Source organism: Rhizobium croatiense (assembly GCF_019793465.1).
In the GTDB taxonomy this organism is placed as follows: Bacteria; Pseudomonadota; Alphaproteobacteria; order Rhizobiales; family Rhizobiaceae; genus Rhizobium; species Rhizobium croatiense.
Window position 1 is genome coordinate 1 of record NZ_JAILYJ010000013.1, and the last position, 14,530, is coordinate 14,530.

12 protein-coding genes are annotated in these 14,530 nt (G+C 62.0%); 5 read left to right on the forward strand and 7 right to left on the reverse strand.

Annotation, left to right across the window (positions count from 1 at the left end; genetic code table 11):
• Positions 1–341: 341 nt before the first annotated feature.
• The 4 genes from lhpI to K6M89_RS20450 all read left to right on the forward strand — a co-directional run bounded on the left by lhpI (position 342) and on the right by K6M89_RS20450 (position 5,735).
• Complete coding sequence (gene lhpI, locus K6M89_RS20435) at positions 342–1,289, forward strand: bifunctional Delta(1)-pyrroline-2-carboxylate/Delta(1)-piperideine-2-carboxylate reductase (RefSeq protein ID WP_097584099.1); 948 nt, start codon at positions 342–344, stop codon at positions 1,287–1,289.
• Positions 1,286–3,751, forward strand: coding sequence for an ATP-dependent helicase HrpB (hrpB, locus tag K6M89_RS20440; RefSeq protein ID WP_222140758.1), 2,466 nt, complete (start codon positions 1,286–1,288; stop codon positions 3,749–3,751). The genes lhpI and hrpB overlap by 4 nt, the downstream gene beginning before the upstream one ends.
• A gap of 24 nt (positions 3,752–3,775) precedes the next feature.
• The gene (locus tag K6M89_RS20445) at positions 3,776–5,086 is read left to right on the forward strand and encodes an ActS/PrrB/RegB family redox-sensitive histidine kinase (protein ID WP_097584095.1); all 1,311 of its coding nucleotides are present in this window, start codon (positions 3,776–3,778) and stop codon (positions 5,084–5,086) included.
• A gap of 70 nt (positions 5,087–5,156) precedes the next feature.
• Positions 5,157–5,735: an ActR/PrrA/RegA family redox response regulator transcription factor gene (locus K6M89_RS20450; protein WP_097584093.1), complete on the forward strand. Its 579-nt coding sequence runs from the start codon at positions 5,157–5,159 to the stop codon at positions 5,733–5,735.
• A gap of 11 nt (positions 5,736–5,746) precedes the next feature.
• Here the strand turns inward: K6M89_RS20450 and K6M89_RS20455 are convergent, their stop codons facing one another.
• Positions 5,747–6,241 (reverse strand): MmcB family DNA repair protein, encoded by a 495-nt coding sequence (locus K6M89_RS20455; protein ID WP_010029986.1) that lies wholly within the window; start codon positions 6,239–6,241, stop codon positions 5,747–5,749.
• A 179-nt stretch (positions 6,242–6,420) separates the two neighbouring features.
• Between K6M89_RS20455 and K6M89_RS20460 the strand changes: the two genes are divergently transcribed.
• Complete coding sequence (locus K6M89_RS20460) at positions 6,421–7,104, forward strand: L,D-transpeptidase (RefSeq protein WP_222140759.1); 684 nt, start codon at positions 6,421–6,423, stop codon at positions 7,102–7,104.
• A 179-nt stretch (positions 7,105–7,283) separates the two neighbouring features.
• Here the strand turns inward: K6M89_RS20460 and K6M89_RS20465 are convergent, their stop codons facing one another.
• The 6 genes from K6M89_RS20465 to hslV all read right to left on the reverse strand — a co-directional run bounded on the left by K6M89_RS20465 (position 7,284) and on the right by hslV (position 14,468).
• A complete protein-coding gene (locus K6M89_RS20465) occupies positions 7,284–9,455 on the reverse strand; it encodes a malate synthase G (RefSeq protein WP_222140760.1) in 2,172 nt (723 codons plus the stop codon).
• An 85-nt stretch (positions 9,456–9,540) separates the two neighbouring features.
• A complete protein-coding gene (locus K6M89_RS20470) occupies positions 9,541–10,953 on the reverse strand; it encodes a cytochrome P450 (protein WP_222140761.1) in 1,413 nt (470 codons plus the stop codon).
• A 47-nt stretch (positions 10,954–11,000) separates the two neighbouring features.
• Positions 11,001–11,948, reverse strand: coding sequence for a DUF1402 family protein (locus tag K6M89_RS20475; protein WP_222140762.1), 948 nt, complete (start codon positions 11,946–11,948; stop codon positions 11,001–11,003).
• Positions 11,949–12,137: 189 nt separating this feature from the next.
• The gene (hslU, locus tag K6M89_RS20480) at positions 12,138–13,445 is read right to left on the reverse strand and encodes an ATP-dependent protease ATPase subunit HslU (protein ID WP_097584082.1); all 1,308 of its coding nucleotides are present in this window, start codon (positions 13,443–13,445) and stop codon (positions 12,138–12,140) included.
• Positions 13,442–13,954 carry a GNAT family N-acetyltransferase gene (locus K6M89_RS20485; protein ID WP_222140763.1) on the reverse strand — a complete coding sequence of 171 codons (513 nt, stop codon included), beginning with the start codon at positions 13,952–13,954 and terminating at the stop codon, positions 13,442–13,444. Before K6M89_RS20485 ends, hslU begins: the two co-directional genes overlap by 4 nt.
• Positions 13,941–14,468, reverse strand: a complete 528-nt coding sequence (gene hslV, locus K6M89_RS20490) for an ATP-dependent protease subunit HslV (protein WP_222140764.1) — start codon at positions 14,466–14,468, stop codon at positions 13,941–13,943. Before hslV ends, K6M89_RS20485 begins: the two co-directional genes overlap by 14 nt.
• Positions 14,469–14,530 lie beyond the last annotated feature (62 nt).

The following is a 14,530-nucleotide window of genomic DNA, read 5'->3' on the forward strand; positions in this document are numbered from 1 at the left end:
TGAGAGCGAGAGACTTCGTCGCCAGCAGCGCCGCCGCCCTCGTTCAGTGAGTGGGCTTATAGAACCAACCCCTTTTCCAAGTCAACAGCCATACCAAAAGTTTTTTGACATTTTTGTAACAGGTTGAAAAAGAAGAGGTTTTAGAAACCATCTCCAAAAACGACGAAATTCACCGCCCGAATGGGTGGTTTTTGAAATTCGTTTTCGCCGAATCCCGAAGAACGGCTTCGGCGAGGGAGACAAGGCTTATATAGGGAGCTCGGCGCGGATTTCCAGGGTGCTTGCTTATAACGTGCCTCGCTCGCTAATTTGGCGATGAAGATGAACCGGCGGAGTGAAGAATGCTTGTCCTCGATGAACAACAGACGCGCGCGGCCCTGCCCTGGCCGGAACTGATCGAGGCAATCGCCCGCATGTTCCAGAGCGACTGCGTCATGCCGGTGCGCCATCACCATGAGATGGAAGTGCCTGATGAGGAGAGCGCGACGCTGCTGCTGATGCCGGCCTGGGTTCCCGGCCGCTATGCCGGGGTGAAGACCGTCTCGGTCTTCCCGGGCAATATGCGGCGCGGCCTGCCGGCGATCTTCGGAACCTATCTTCTTTCCTCCGGCGCCACCGGCGAAATGCTGGCCGCCATCGACGGCGGCGAGCTGACCGCGCGGCGGACGGCGGCGGCATCAGCGCTGGCGGCACGTCATCTTGCCCGTCCCGACGCCGAGGAGCTGCTTGTCTGCGGCACCGGTCGACTGTCGCTCAATCTGATGCTTGCCCACGGCACGACCCGGCCGATCAAGAGGTACCGGGTCTGGGGTCGAAATGGGCAGGCTGCCGAAAAGATCGCGACTGAAGCACGGGCGCTCGGGCTGGATGCCGAGGCGGTCACCCATGTTGAAGCGGCAGCGCGAACGGCCGATATCATTTCCTGCGCCACGCTTTCCAGCGAGCCGCTGATTTCAGGCGAATGGCTGAAGCCCGGCGCCCATCTCGATCTCGTCGGCGCCTTCAAGCCGAGCATGCGCGAAAGCGATGACGAGGCGATCCGCCGCGCCAACGTCTATGTCGATACCCGTGCCGGCGCCATCAGCGAGGCGGGCGATATCGTCCAGCCGCTGAAAACCGGCGTGCTGAGGGAAAGCGACATCAGAGCGGAGCTTGCGGAACTTGTCAGCGGCGCCCATGGCGGGCGAAGCGATGAGATCGAAATCACGCTGTTCAAATCCGTCGGCGCGGCGCTGGAAGATCTCGCCGGCGCGATTCTTGCCTATGAAACGGTGACGGGCCGCAAGTGACGATCAGTCCTTCATTGCCGGAACTTCCGGTTTCACATGTCCTGCCGGCTATCGGTGCGGCGTTGGCCGAGCAGAAGCGTGCGGTTCTTTCGGCACCGCCCGGCGCCGGCAAAACGACCTTGGTGCCGCTTTACCTGCTCGAACACGCCTGGCGCGGCGACGGCAGGATCATCCTGCTGGAACCGCGGCGGCTGGCGGCGCGGGCGGCGGCAAGCCGGATGGCGTCGTTGATCGGTCAACAGGTTGGCGGCACGGTCGGCTACCGCATGCGCCTCGACAACAGGATATCGGCGGCGACACGGATCGAGGTGGTGACGGAAGGGGTCTTTGCCCGGATGGTCCTCGATGATCCCGAACTCTCCGGCGTCTCGACCGTGATCTTCGACGAATTCCACGAGCGTTCGCTCGATGCCGATTTCGGGCTGGCGCTGGCGCTCGACGTTCAATCGGCCCTGCGCGAGGATCTGCGCATCCTGGTGATGTCGGCGACGCTCGACATCGAACGTGTGGCCGCCCTGCTGGAAGATCCGCCTGTCATCGAAAGCCTGGGACGCAGCTTTCCCATCGATATCCGTTATCAGGATCGGCCGGGCGGCGAACGCATCGAAGATGCCGTGACGCGGGCGATTGTCGACGCGCATGCCAGCGAAACCGGTTCGATCCTTGCTTTCCTGCCCGGCCAGGCGGAAATCACCCGGACCGCAGAGCGGCTGCAGGGACGATTCGGCCCCGAAACGCTGATTGCGCGGCTTTACGGCAATCTTGGCCAGAAGGAACAGGACGCCGCGATCCGGCCCGCCGCCGCCGGTATGCGCAAGATCGTGCTTGCGACATCGATTGCCGAAACCTCGATCACCATCGACGGCGTGAGGATCGTCATCGACAGCGGGTTGCAGCGTCTGCCGGTGTTCGAGGCATCGACCGGAATCACTCGTCTCGAGACGGTGCGCGTGTCGCGGGCTTCCGCCGATCAGCGAGCGGGCCGCGCCGGGCGAACGGAACCGGGCATCGCCATCAGGCTATGGCACCAGGGACAGACGGCGGCGCTGCCGGCCTTCACGCCGCCGCAGATCCTTTCGAGCGATCTTTCCGGGCTGGTGCTCGATCTCGCGCACTGGGGCGTTCAGGACCCGGCATCGCTCGCCTTTGTCGATCAGCCGCCGGAAACGACGCTTAAGGAAGCGCGGATGCTGCTTGGCCAGCTCGGCGCGCTCGACAAGGACGGAATGCTGACCGCACGCGGCAAGGTCATGCGCGATCTCGCCCTGCCGCCACGACTTGCCGCGATGGTCGTATCGGCGGGCGAATCGGGGCATGCCCGGGATGCGGCATTAATTGCCGTGCTGCTGACCGAACAGGGGCTCGGCGGAACGAGCCTCGATATCGAGGAGCGGCTGCGGCGCTTCAAGGCCGAGCGCGGCGAAAGGGCGGAGGCCTCGCGGCGGCTGGCAGGGCGGCTGGCGAACGGCCTCGACAGGGTTGAGGCAACGGCGCCGGCGCTGGCGGGGCAGCTGCTGCTGCACGCCTTCCCTGACAGAATAGCGCTTCAGCGCGGCGGACGGGGACGATTCGTGATGGCCAACGGGCGCGGAGCGGAGCTGCCGGAAACCGAGAGGCTCGCCGGCAGCCGGATGCTTGTCATCGCCGATCTCACCGGCCGGGCGGCGCAGGCGCGGGTTCTGGCGGCCGCCGAGGTGACGCGCGGCGATATCGAAGCCGAGCTGCCCGGCGAGATCAGAACAGACGACCAGATATTCCTCGATCGGCAGAGCCGGCAGATACGGGCGCGGCGCGCCACCCGGCTCGGCGCGATCATCTTCGACGAGACGCCCCTGCCGCGCCCTTCCGGAGCAGCCGTGACCCAGGCACTGATGGAAGGCGTGCGCGAACTCGGGCTCGACCAGCTTGCCTTCTCGAAGGAAGCCATTCAGCTTCGCGAGCGGATCGGGTTCCTTCACAGGACAATCGGCGATCCTTGGCCGGATGTCGGCGACGCCGCGCTGCTTTCCCGCCTGGACGAATGGTTCGCGCCGTTTCAGAGCGACGCCCGCGGCCTCTCGGACATATCGGCGGGCGGGCTATCCAACGGGCTGATGTCACTGGTTCCACACGAGTTGCACCGTGATCTTAGCCGGCTTGCTCCGACGCATTTCGAGGCGCCGACCGGCCAACGACATCCGATTCAATACGAAGGCGAGGAGCCGGTGCTGACGATCCGCGTGCAGGAGCTGTTCGGGCTCAAGCAGCACCCGTCGATTGCCGGAGGCCGCCTGCCGCTGCTGCTCGAACTCACCTCGCCAGCGCACCGGCCGATCCAGACGACACGCGACCTGCCGGGCTTCTGGGCCGGCTCATGGAAGGACGTGCGTGCCGATATGCGCGGGCGCTATCCCCGCCATCCCTGGCCGGAGCGGCCCGAAGACGCGTTGCCGACGACACGGGCAAAGCCGCGTGGTACATGAGGGCGACCCAAGGAGTCCCTCGGAATGATCGACAAGGCAGAAAGCCATACGATGGAGGATCGACACAGCAGCCGCAGGCTCCGCCTGCAGACGCTGGTGCGGCTGCGCTGGCTTGCCGTCGGCGGTCAGGCGCTGACCGTTTTCATCGTTGCCTTCTGGCTGAAATTTCCCTTGCCGCTGATCGCCAGCTCTTCGCTGATTGCCGCTCTTGCCTGGGTGAATTTCTATCTGACGATCCGCTACCCGCCGACGCATCGGCTGGAACCGCCGGCCGCCTTTGCGCTGCTCGGCTTCGATCTTTTGCAGCTCTGTGCGCTGCTCTTCATCACCGGCGGCCTTGCCAATCCCTTCGCAGCCCTCGTCTGCGTGCCTGTTATCATCTCCTTTGCCTCGCAGCCGATCCGCTACAGCACCGCGCTGATCGGCATTGCGATGGTCTGCATCACGGTGCTTGCCTTTTCGCCGTTTCCGCTGCCCTGGTTCGACGGGGCCGAGATCAACGTCCACAATGTCATGCAGTTCGGCGTCTGGTGCTCGATCGCCTCGACAATGGCGTTTGCCGCTTTCTACGCCTACCGCGTTTCGATGGAAGCGAGCCAGCTTGCCGATGCGCTGGCCGCGACCGAACTGGTGCTGCAGCGGGAAAAACACCTTTCACAGCTCGACGGGCTGGCGGCGGCGGCGGCCCACGAGCTCGGCACGCCGCTTGCGACGATCAGCGTCGTTGCCAAGGAAATGGAGCGGGAACTGAAGGACGACGATCGGTTCCGCGAGGACGTCATGCTGCTGCGCAGCCAGAGCGAACGCTGCCGTGACATTCTGCGGCGGCTGACGACGCTGTCTTCCGAAGACGAGGCGCATATGCGCCGGCTGCCGCTGTCCTCGATGATCGAGGAGATCGTTGCGCCGCACCGGGAATTCGGCATCGCGCTCGAGCTGATCGAAAAAAGCCCGCGCAAGAGCGAGCCGGTCACCGATCGCAATGCCGGGATCATGTACGGACTCGGCAACCTCATCGAAAATGCCGTCGACTACGCCAGGGAGAAAGTGACGATCACCGTCGAGCACGATCACGACAAGGTGCTGATCATCATCGAGGACGACGGCAACGGTTACTCACCCGACATCCTGACCCGGATCGGCGAGCCCTATGTGACCAGGCGGCAGAAGGAAGACACGGCGGGGGGCCTCGGGCTCGGACTTTTCATCGCCAAAACGCTGCTGGAGCGCTCCGGCGCATCGCTGATTTTCGAGAATCGCGAGCCGGAGAGAGCCGGCGCGCGCATCCGCATCGAATGGCCGCGAATGCTGCTCGACGCAAATTCGACAAAATGAATTTATCGGCATAAGTAGAATGAAAAACGGTTGACCAAGATCGGGCGTTCAAGCGCCGGGACCTGAGACGATGACAGAACAGAATCATGGAAATTTGGCCGCGTCGGATGAAGACCATATCGGGCCCGACGCCAGCTTGCTGATCGTCGACGACGACGGGCCGTTCCTGCGCCGTCTCGCACGGGCGATGGAAACGCGCGGCTTTCAGGTGGAAACGGCTGAGTCCGTGGCGGAAGGCGTTGCGAAATCGAAAGGCAGGCCGCCGAAATATGCAGTGGTCGACCTCCGGCTCGGCGACGGCAATGGGCTCGACGTCATCGAAGCGATCCGCCAGCGGCGCGACGACACGCGAATCATCGTGCTCACCGGCTACGGCAATATCGCGACGGCGGTGACGGCCGTGAAACTCGGCGCCGTCGACTACCTGGCAAAACCCGCAGATGCCGACGACGTCTTTTCGGCGCTGACGCAGCGGCCGGGCGAAAAGGCGGAACTTCCCGAAAACCCGATGTCGGCCGATCGGGTGCGCTGGGAACACATTCAGCGGGTCTATGAAATGTGCGAGCGCAATGTTTCGGAAACAGCGCGCCGGCTCAACATGCACCGGCGCACGCTGCAGCGCATCCTCGCCAAACGCGCGCCGAAATAGGGAGGTATCCCTCAGACGTCGTCCACCGTGAACGGTTTTCCGTTCGCCCATTCGGCCATCATCAGCCTTTGGGCGGCGGCACGCGAGAAATTGAGTGTGACGGATTTGCGGGTCGCGGGCGCCATACGATGTTCCGGCGCCTCGCGAATCATGTGGGCGCCATAGCCATCCGAGAGGAAGAGCCCGCATTCCTCGGGAAAGATGTCGAGCGGCACGTCCTGGTGCGTGGCAAAGAACAGGCGGTCGCAATGCAGCCTGTATTCCGGCCATTTGCGATCGACCCGGAAATCTTCGATCGAGGTCTTGATCTCGATGATCCAGACCTCGCCCTTTTCCGAAAGCGTGATCAGATCGGCGCGACGCCCGCTCGCCAGCGGCAGTTCGGGCAGCACCGCGTGGCGCATTTCATGCAGCAATATCTGCGTGCCGCGGCGCACCATCATTGCCCTGTCCGATTGCCGGCCATCGATTAACGGATTGTTATTGTAAACGCTCAAAATCGTCATGGATAACCGTCGTGGGGCTGGGCAGGTTGTTGCAAAAAAACCATGCGCTTTTAATTTGCGCGGCGGACCATTTCGCCGCGCCGCAGCAGCCTTGCAAAGCGCAAGTTAATCGAAAATAAACCATAATCAACGATGGTCGAAAGACCGTTCTCCTTGCCGCAAAACTTCAAGAGTCATCTATGCGCTTCCGCAATGCATTCCCTGTATTTGGCCTGCTGGCGACGCTCGCTCTGGCCGGTTGCTCCACGACCTCAGACAGCGCCTCCGTCGACGACAAGGGCGCAGGCCCGACAGTCCAGACGGCGCAAATCTTCAATGACGCCTATGGCTTGACGAAGGATGCCGGATACTCGCTGCCGGCGATCCCGATCGACAGGGTCAAGCCGCAGTTCCGCCGCCAGGTCGTCAGCTACCAGACTACCGAGCGTCCGGGAACGATCATCGTCAACACGCGCGAGCGCTTCCTCTATTACATCCTCGCCAACGGCAAGGCGATGCGTTACGGCATCGGCGTCGGCAAGCAGGGCTTTGCATGGGCCGGCACCGCCTACGTCGCCTGGAAGCAGGAATGGCCGACCTGGCATCCGCCAAAGGAAATGGCTGTCCGCCGCCCCGACGTCGCCAAATATGTCGAAGACGGCATGGGCCCGGGTCTCAGCAATCCGCTCGGTGCGCGCGCCATGTATCTCTTCAACGAGGAAGGCAGGGACACGCTGTTCCGCCTGCACGGCACGCCGGAATGGGCTTCGATCGGCACTGCCGCTTCCTCGGGCTGCATTCGCCTGATGAATCAGGACGTCATCGACCTCTACAGCCGCGTCCGTCCCGGCAAGGGCACTTCCAAGGTCATCGTCATCCAGTAAGTAGAGACCGAATTCGGTATAAAAAAGGCCGCCGGACTGTCGTTCCGGCGGCCTTTCTTATTCTCAGCTAAAGCGCGTCGCGATCTTCAGATTCGCTCGTTGCGCTTTTGCTCTTTGTTTTTTACGCATGTCGTTGGCGCAAAACCGCTGCACACTTTTGCGCGACATGCTTTAGGCGCTCAACCGACCTGCTTCGCCTTCAGTTCGAGGCGGCGGCGGTGGAGCACCGGCTCGGTATAGCCGTTCGGCTGCTCCCTGCCCTTCAACACGAGGTCGAGGGCTGCCTGGAAGGCGATCGACCCATCGAAATTACCGGCCATCGGCTGATAGGCCGGGTCCTGCTCGTTCTGCCGGTCGACGACGGCAGCCATGCGCTTCATCGTTTCGACGATCTGGGCTTCGCTGACCACCTTGTGATGCAGCCAGTTCGCCATGTGCTGGGCCGAAATGCGCAAAGTGGCGCGATCCTCCATCAGGCCGACATTGTTGATATCGGGCACCTTCGAGCAACCGACGCCCTGATCGACCCAGCGCACGACGTAGCCAAGGATGCCCTGGGCATTGTTGTCGAGTTCGCGCTGGATTTCCTCCTGAGACCAGTTCGGCCGCACCGCGACCGGCACCGAGAGAATGTCGGATAGTTTGGCGCGGGTGCGGTCCTTCAGTCCCTGCTGAACCTTGGCGACATTGACGCGGTGATAATGGGTGGCATGCAGGGTTGCGGCCGTCGGCGACGGGACCCAGGCGGTGTTGGCGCCGGCTTTGGGATGGGCGATCTTCTGCTCCAGCATCGCCGCCATCAGATCCGGCATCGCCCACATGCCCTTGCCGATCTGCGCATGGCCGGAAAGGCCGCACTCAAGGCCGATGTCGACATTCCAGTTCTCATAGGCCGATATCCAGGCGGCCTGACGCATATCACCCTTGCGAATCATCGGACCGGCTTCCATCGAGGTGTGGATTTCGTCGCCGGTGCGATCCAGGAAGCCGGTATTGATGAAGACGACACGCTCGCGGGCGGCGCGGATGCATTCCTTGAGATTGACCGTGGTGCGGCGCTCCTCGTCCATGATGCCCATCTTGATGGTATTGCGCGCCAGCCTAAGCGCATCTTCGACCCGCGAGAAGATCTCGACGGCGAAGGCGACCTCCTCGGGTCCATGCATTTTCGGCTTGACCACATACATGGAGCCGGTGCGGGAATTCTTCTTCCGGCCGGCCGGGCCGATATCGTAAAGCGCGATCAGGCCGGTGATGACGGCATCCATGATGCCCTCAGGCACTTCGTTGCCCTCGCGGTCGAGAATGGCAGGATTGGTCATCAGGTGGCCGACATTGCGCACCAGCATCAGCGAGCGGCGATGCAATTCGAAGGCGGTCCCATCCGGACCTGTATAATTCAGATCCGGGTTGAGCTTGCGGATGAAGCTCGCGCCGCCCTTTGCGACCTCTTCCTGCAGATCGCCCTTCATCAGGCCGAGCCAGTTGCGGTAGACGACGACCTTGTCCTCGGCATCGACGGCGGCGATCGAATCCTCGCAGTCCATGATCGTGGTGATCGCCGATTCCAGCCAGACATCGGAAATATGAGCCGGATCGGTCTTGCCGATCGCCGTCGCCGCATCGATGACGATCTCGATGTGAATGCCGTTGTTCTTCAGGAGAAGATGGGTCGGGGCGGCGGCATCGCCGCGATAGCCGGCAAAATGGCCGCCGTCCCTCAGCACTGCCTGCTCGCCATCGACCGATCTGACAACCAGCGCTCCATCCCTGACGGCGAAGCTTGCGACATCCTTCCAGTGGCTGTCCTGCAGCGGCACTGATGTATCGAGGAAATCGCGCACCCAGGCGATGACCTTCTCGCCGCGCTTCGGGTTGTATCCCCTGCCCTTTTTGGCGCCGTCGCTCTCGGGAATGGCGTCCGTGCCGTAGAGCGCATCATAGAGCGAACCCCAGCGGGCATTGGCGGCGTTGAGGGCATAACGCGCGTTCATGACGGGAACGACGAGCTGCGGACCGGCGATCGAGGCGATCTCGGGATCGACATTCTGGGTCGAAACCTGGAAGTCCGACCCCTCAGGCAGGAGATAACCGATTGCGCGCAGGAAGGACTGGTAATCATCCATATCGGTCGGAGCGCCATGCTGGCGATACCAGTCGTCGATCTTGAGCTGCAGCTCGTCGCGCTTCATCAACAGCGCCTGATTCCTGGGGGCGAGATCATGGACGATCGCAGAAAAATCGGCAAAGAACTTGTCCGCGTCGATCGCCAGACCGGGCAGAACTTCCTGGGCGAGGAAATCATGAAGGACGGCTTCGACGGCAAGACCGTTCTTATCAACGCGGCTCATGCGACATTCTCCCTGGCAACGACTTTGAATGCTGCCACTTTGCCCGGCTTTCATTCATAGTCAATTCCGCAATAATTCGAAAGATTTATGCCGCACGGGAAATTGTCCGCGGCGTCACGCGCATCGGCAGTCCATTCTGCGGCTGCGTCGTCAGCTTCTGCACCGGCCAGGGGTTGGTCGCTTCCGTCTGGTCGAAGCGGAAACGGTGCATCATGACGGCAAGCGCGATCACCGCCTCCTGCAATGCGAAAGTCGCGCCGATGCAGACGCGCGGGCCGGCGCCGAACGGCAGGAACTGGAAACGGCCGATGCTGCCGCGATTTTCAGGAAAGAATCGTTCCGGCATATAGGCGCGCGGCCTGTCCCAATAGAGTTCGTGACGATGCAGCGTCCAGGGCATGATGAGCACGGTGATGTCGGCCGGGATCTCAACCTTTTCGCCCTTCGCATTGGTCCAGACGTCATCGGCGATCGCGGCGCGATTGATGGAGGGTGCGGGCGGATAAAGCCTGAGCGCCTCCTCGAACGCTGCCCGCGTCACCGGCATGAGATCCAGCCATTCGACCGGCTCGGCGTCGGTTGCCAGAACAGTGTCGATCTCCGCCTCCATTGCTTCACGAATATGCGGGCTGTTTGCGACGCAATAAAGCGTCCAAGCCAGCGCCCGCGCGGTCGTCTCGTGGCCGGCGCCGATGAAGGTCAGGATATTGTCCTCGATCTCCTCCTTGGTCAGGCCGTCGGGACCGGCCTGCTCGAGAAGCAGCGTCAGAAAATCGTCCGGCGCTGCGGCGCGGTCAGCCTTCATCTTTGCAAGCCGCATGTCCATGGTATCGCGCACGATCGCCCTGAATTTCTCCAGCACCTTCTGGCCGCCGATACGGGTGAGCCGCGGCACCCAGGAGGGCGCGCGCAACAGGTCCATCGGATCGACGCGGCCCATGCGGTGGAGAAGTTCGTTGACGTCGTCGGCAAAATGGCCGCTGGAGGAGACGATTTCGCCGGAGAAAAGCGTTTCGGCAAGAATCGCAAAGGTGAGATCGGTCATGTCGGCGGCGATGTCGAAGACCTGACCAGCCGGACCGGCGCCTTCGTATTTGCGGACGTATTCTTCGGATTGCCGCAGCATCTGGCCGGCGAAACCTTTGGCATGACGCGGCGTGAAGACGGGTGCGACTGCTTTTCGCGATCGCTTCCAGACCTGACCTTCCGCCGTCAACAGGCCATCCCGCAGGATCGGCCGCAGCACCAGCTGGCGAATGTCAGACATGCGATAGTTCGCTGCATTGTCGACCAGCACATGCTTGATCAGGCCAGGATCGTTGACGATCAGGGTGTGCTGACCGAAGAAACTCGTCCTGATCCAGGGCAGCGTGTAGGACGGCTCGCCCCAGAGTTCGAGCGGATTGCGCAGGATGATGCGGATGATCTCAAGCCGGCTCGGCGGCACGGTGCGCGGCAGCGGCGCCGGCGGAACGAAGGGATCAGGACGCATGTCCATCGGAAAAGCCTTTCGGGGAGGATCAACGCCTCCCGTCAGGCTTGAAGCTAGAGCAGGCCCTTGAGTTCGTCCAGCTTGTCGTTGATCAGCCAGCCGTAATAATTCTCTTCGGGCCAGACGGTCGCACCGGAAGAACGGTTTTTCGCAGCGAGTGCCGCGGCGCGCTGGCGCGAATTGCCGACATTATAAAGGGTCGCCGTCAGGCCGGGATTGCCCGAGATATCCATGCCGGCAATCTCCTTGTAGTCGTCGATCGACCTGCGGATGGAAGCGGCGACGAAGGCGAGCGAGATATCGGGGTCCATGATCGCCCTGTAAACGGCGCCGGCATTCTTCTCGTTCAGCTTCGGATAACCCGACACGCGACTGACGAGATCGGAGAGCGTCAGCGCCGTCAGCGGATTGACCTGGCCAAGGCCGAAAGTCTGGCCGGCATAAAAGGGCTGGAAGAAAACCGCGCTGAAGCGGTTATTGGGGAAGCTCTGGCCGCCGACCGTCTTGCCGCGGAAATCGCTTTCCCAGACATCTTCCCGGCAGGACCAGAGCGTGTAGGAATCGCTCTGGCCCTTGCACTGAGCAAATTGCGGCCGCGCCACGAAATCATCGACGTTTTCGCCGTCATAGGCAAAGCGGAAGCTTTCTCCGGCATAGGAGGCGGCTTTGACGTAATAGGCCTGCAGCCGGTCGTAGGCATCGACATTATAGGTGTGCTCGCCGACGATGGCGCCGACGACATGGATGGGATTGATGCCGTAAGCACTGGAGACCTTGCGGATTTTCGCCATCAGGTCCCGGTCGGTCGCCAGAAGCTCATGGACCTTTTCGTATTTCAGATCGAAGCTGCTCTTGGTGCCCTTGGTGCGGCGAACGGAGGCGCCCGGAATATCGGGCTGCTCGACGTGACGGTTGCCCGCCGGAACTGTCTGCATGGCGAAAGCCGGCGCCGAATTCACCAGGGCAGCGGCAATCAAAAGGCTTGTCAAAAGGCGTCGCACGATCCGCTATCCCGTCCCGTTCCATCGTCCTGTTTGCGATGCGGCTGACTGGACCAGAATCTTGGCCGAATAAAGCCGCAGCGGAAAACAAAACGGGCCTTCACTAAAAAGTAAAAGGCCCGCTGTCGAGGATAGAGTTCGTCACAATCCGGTATCACATCGGGAAAGACATGGACCGGTGCGCCGATATCACAGAATGAAGCGCGACAGATCGGTATTCTGCGCGAGATCGCCGACATGCTCGCGCACATAGGCGGCATCGATGGTGATGGCCGTCCCGCCCCGATCCGGCGCGTTGTAGGAAATGTCGTCCAGGACCCGCTCCATCACCGTCTGCAGACGGCGGGCGCCGATATTCTCGACCGAGGAGTTCAGATGCACGGCGACATCGGCAAGCGCGTCGATCGCGTCGTCGGTGAATTCGAGGTTCAGGCTTTCCGTTTCCATCAGTGCGCGATACTGGCGGATCAGGCTTGCTTCCGTCTCGGTCAGGATCCGGCGGAAATCCTCCTTGTTCAGCGCCCGCAACTCGACGCGAATCGGCAGGCGGCCCTGCAGTTCGGGGAGAAGATCCGAAGGTTTGGAGACATGGAAGGCGCCGGAGGCGATGAACAGGATATGGTCCGTCTTGACAGGGCCGTATTTGGTCGAAACCGTCGTGCCTTCGACGAGCGGCAGGAGGTCACGCTGGACGCCTTCTCGCGAAACGCCGGCGCCCATGCCGCCGTCGCGGGCGGCGATCTTGTCGATTTCGTCGAGGAAGACGATACCGTCATTCTCGGTGGAGCGAACGGCCTCGCGCTGGATCACCTCATTGTCGATCAGTTTGTCGGACTCGTCGCGGATCAGGTCGGTATAGGAGGCCTTGACCGTCGTGCGGACCTTCTTGGTGCGCCCGCCCATTGCCTTGCCGAACATTTCCGACAGATTGAGCACGCCGATATTGGCGCCCGGCATGCCGGGGATCTCGAAGCCGCCCATGCCGGAACCGGTATCGGCCACTTCGATGTCTATTTCCTTGTCGTCGAGTTCGCCGTCTCTCAGCTTCTTGCGGAAGTTTTCGCGGGTGGCGGGCGAAGCGGTGGTGCCGACCAGCGCATCAAGGACACGCTCCTCGGCGCTGACATGCGCCTTGGCCTGGACCTCGGCCCGCTTCTTTTCGCGCACCAGGCCGATGCCGACTTCGACCAGGTCGCGGATGATCTGCTCGACATCGCGGCCGACATAGCCGACCTCGGTGAATTTGGTCGCCTCCACCTTGATGAAGGGCGCGCCGGCGAGTTTTGCCAGGCGGCGGGAGATCTCCGTTTTGCCGACACCAGTCGGGCCGATCATCAGGATGTTCTTCGGCATGACTTCGTCTCGCAGGCTCGGGTCGAGCTGCTGGCGGCGCCAGCGATTGCGCAGCGCAATCGCGACGGCACGTTTGGCGTCATGCTGGCCGATGATGTAGCGATCGAGTTCGGAAACGATCTCGCGGGGGGAAAAGGTGGTCATTGCGTATCATTCTCCTGGCGGTCCAGGGCCATCAACAGCGCCCGGCCGTAATTGGTCGTTGTTTCGCCAAGTCCTTGAAAGCCCGCCTTGGTATAGGCTCTGATTGCGAAAACATTGTCAGGATGCGGATCGACGAGGATCCGCTGCGCGCCCTTTGCAAAGAGCATATCGCAGAACCCTATCATAAAGGCCGGTCCGTGACCCTTGCCAACGAGTTCCTCTATGCCGATGAACTGGTCGATGCCGTAGGTGCCCTTCGGCTGGCCGGCGAGCGCTTCATCGTCCTCGTCGTCGAGATTGGCCGCCTGGATAAAGGCGAAGTCCTTTCCATTCAGCGTGACGATCAAGCAAGAGACGGAGGCCGTATCGATATGCTCTTCCATTGAAGCCAGCGCCTCGGCCGGATCGCGCCACCAGCGCCTGACATGTCGGCTTTCCAGCCATTTGGCGAGGAGCGGCAGATCAGCCACGGCAAGCGGCCGGAAGGCATAGGGTTCAGCCTTCGGCATCCAGCATTTCCATCACCACATTATGGTTCGTGTAGACGCAGATGTCGGCCGCGATATCGAGAGCGCGGCGGGCGATCTCTTCGGACGATTTGTCGGTATCCATGAGTGCCAGGGCGGCCGCGAGGGCAAAATTGCCGCCCGAACCGATCGCCGTCGTGCCGTGTTCCGGCTCCAGCACGTCGCCGTTGCCGGTGATCGCGAGCGTAATCGACTTGTCGGCGACGAGCATCATGGCTTCGAGATTACGCAGGTATTTGTCGGTGCGCCAGTCCTTGGCGAGCTCGACAGCGGCGCGCATCAGCTGGCCGGGATATTGCTCCAGCTTCTTTTCAAGCCTTTCGAGCAGGGTGAAGGCATCGGCGGTGGCGCCGGCAAAACCGGCGATCACTTCGCCCTTGCCGATGCGGCGCACCTTGCGGGCATTGCCCTTCATCACGGTCTGGCCGAGGCTCACCTGGCCGTCGCCCGCCATCACCACCTTGCCGCCCTTTCGAACAGTAATGATCGTAGTCATAAAACACCTGTCTGCCCATGACGCGGGCTTTTACCTCGACCGCACATCGGCCTTGTTGAGCC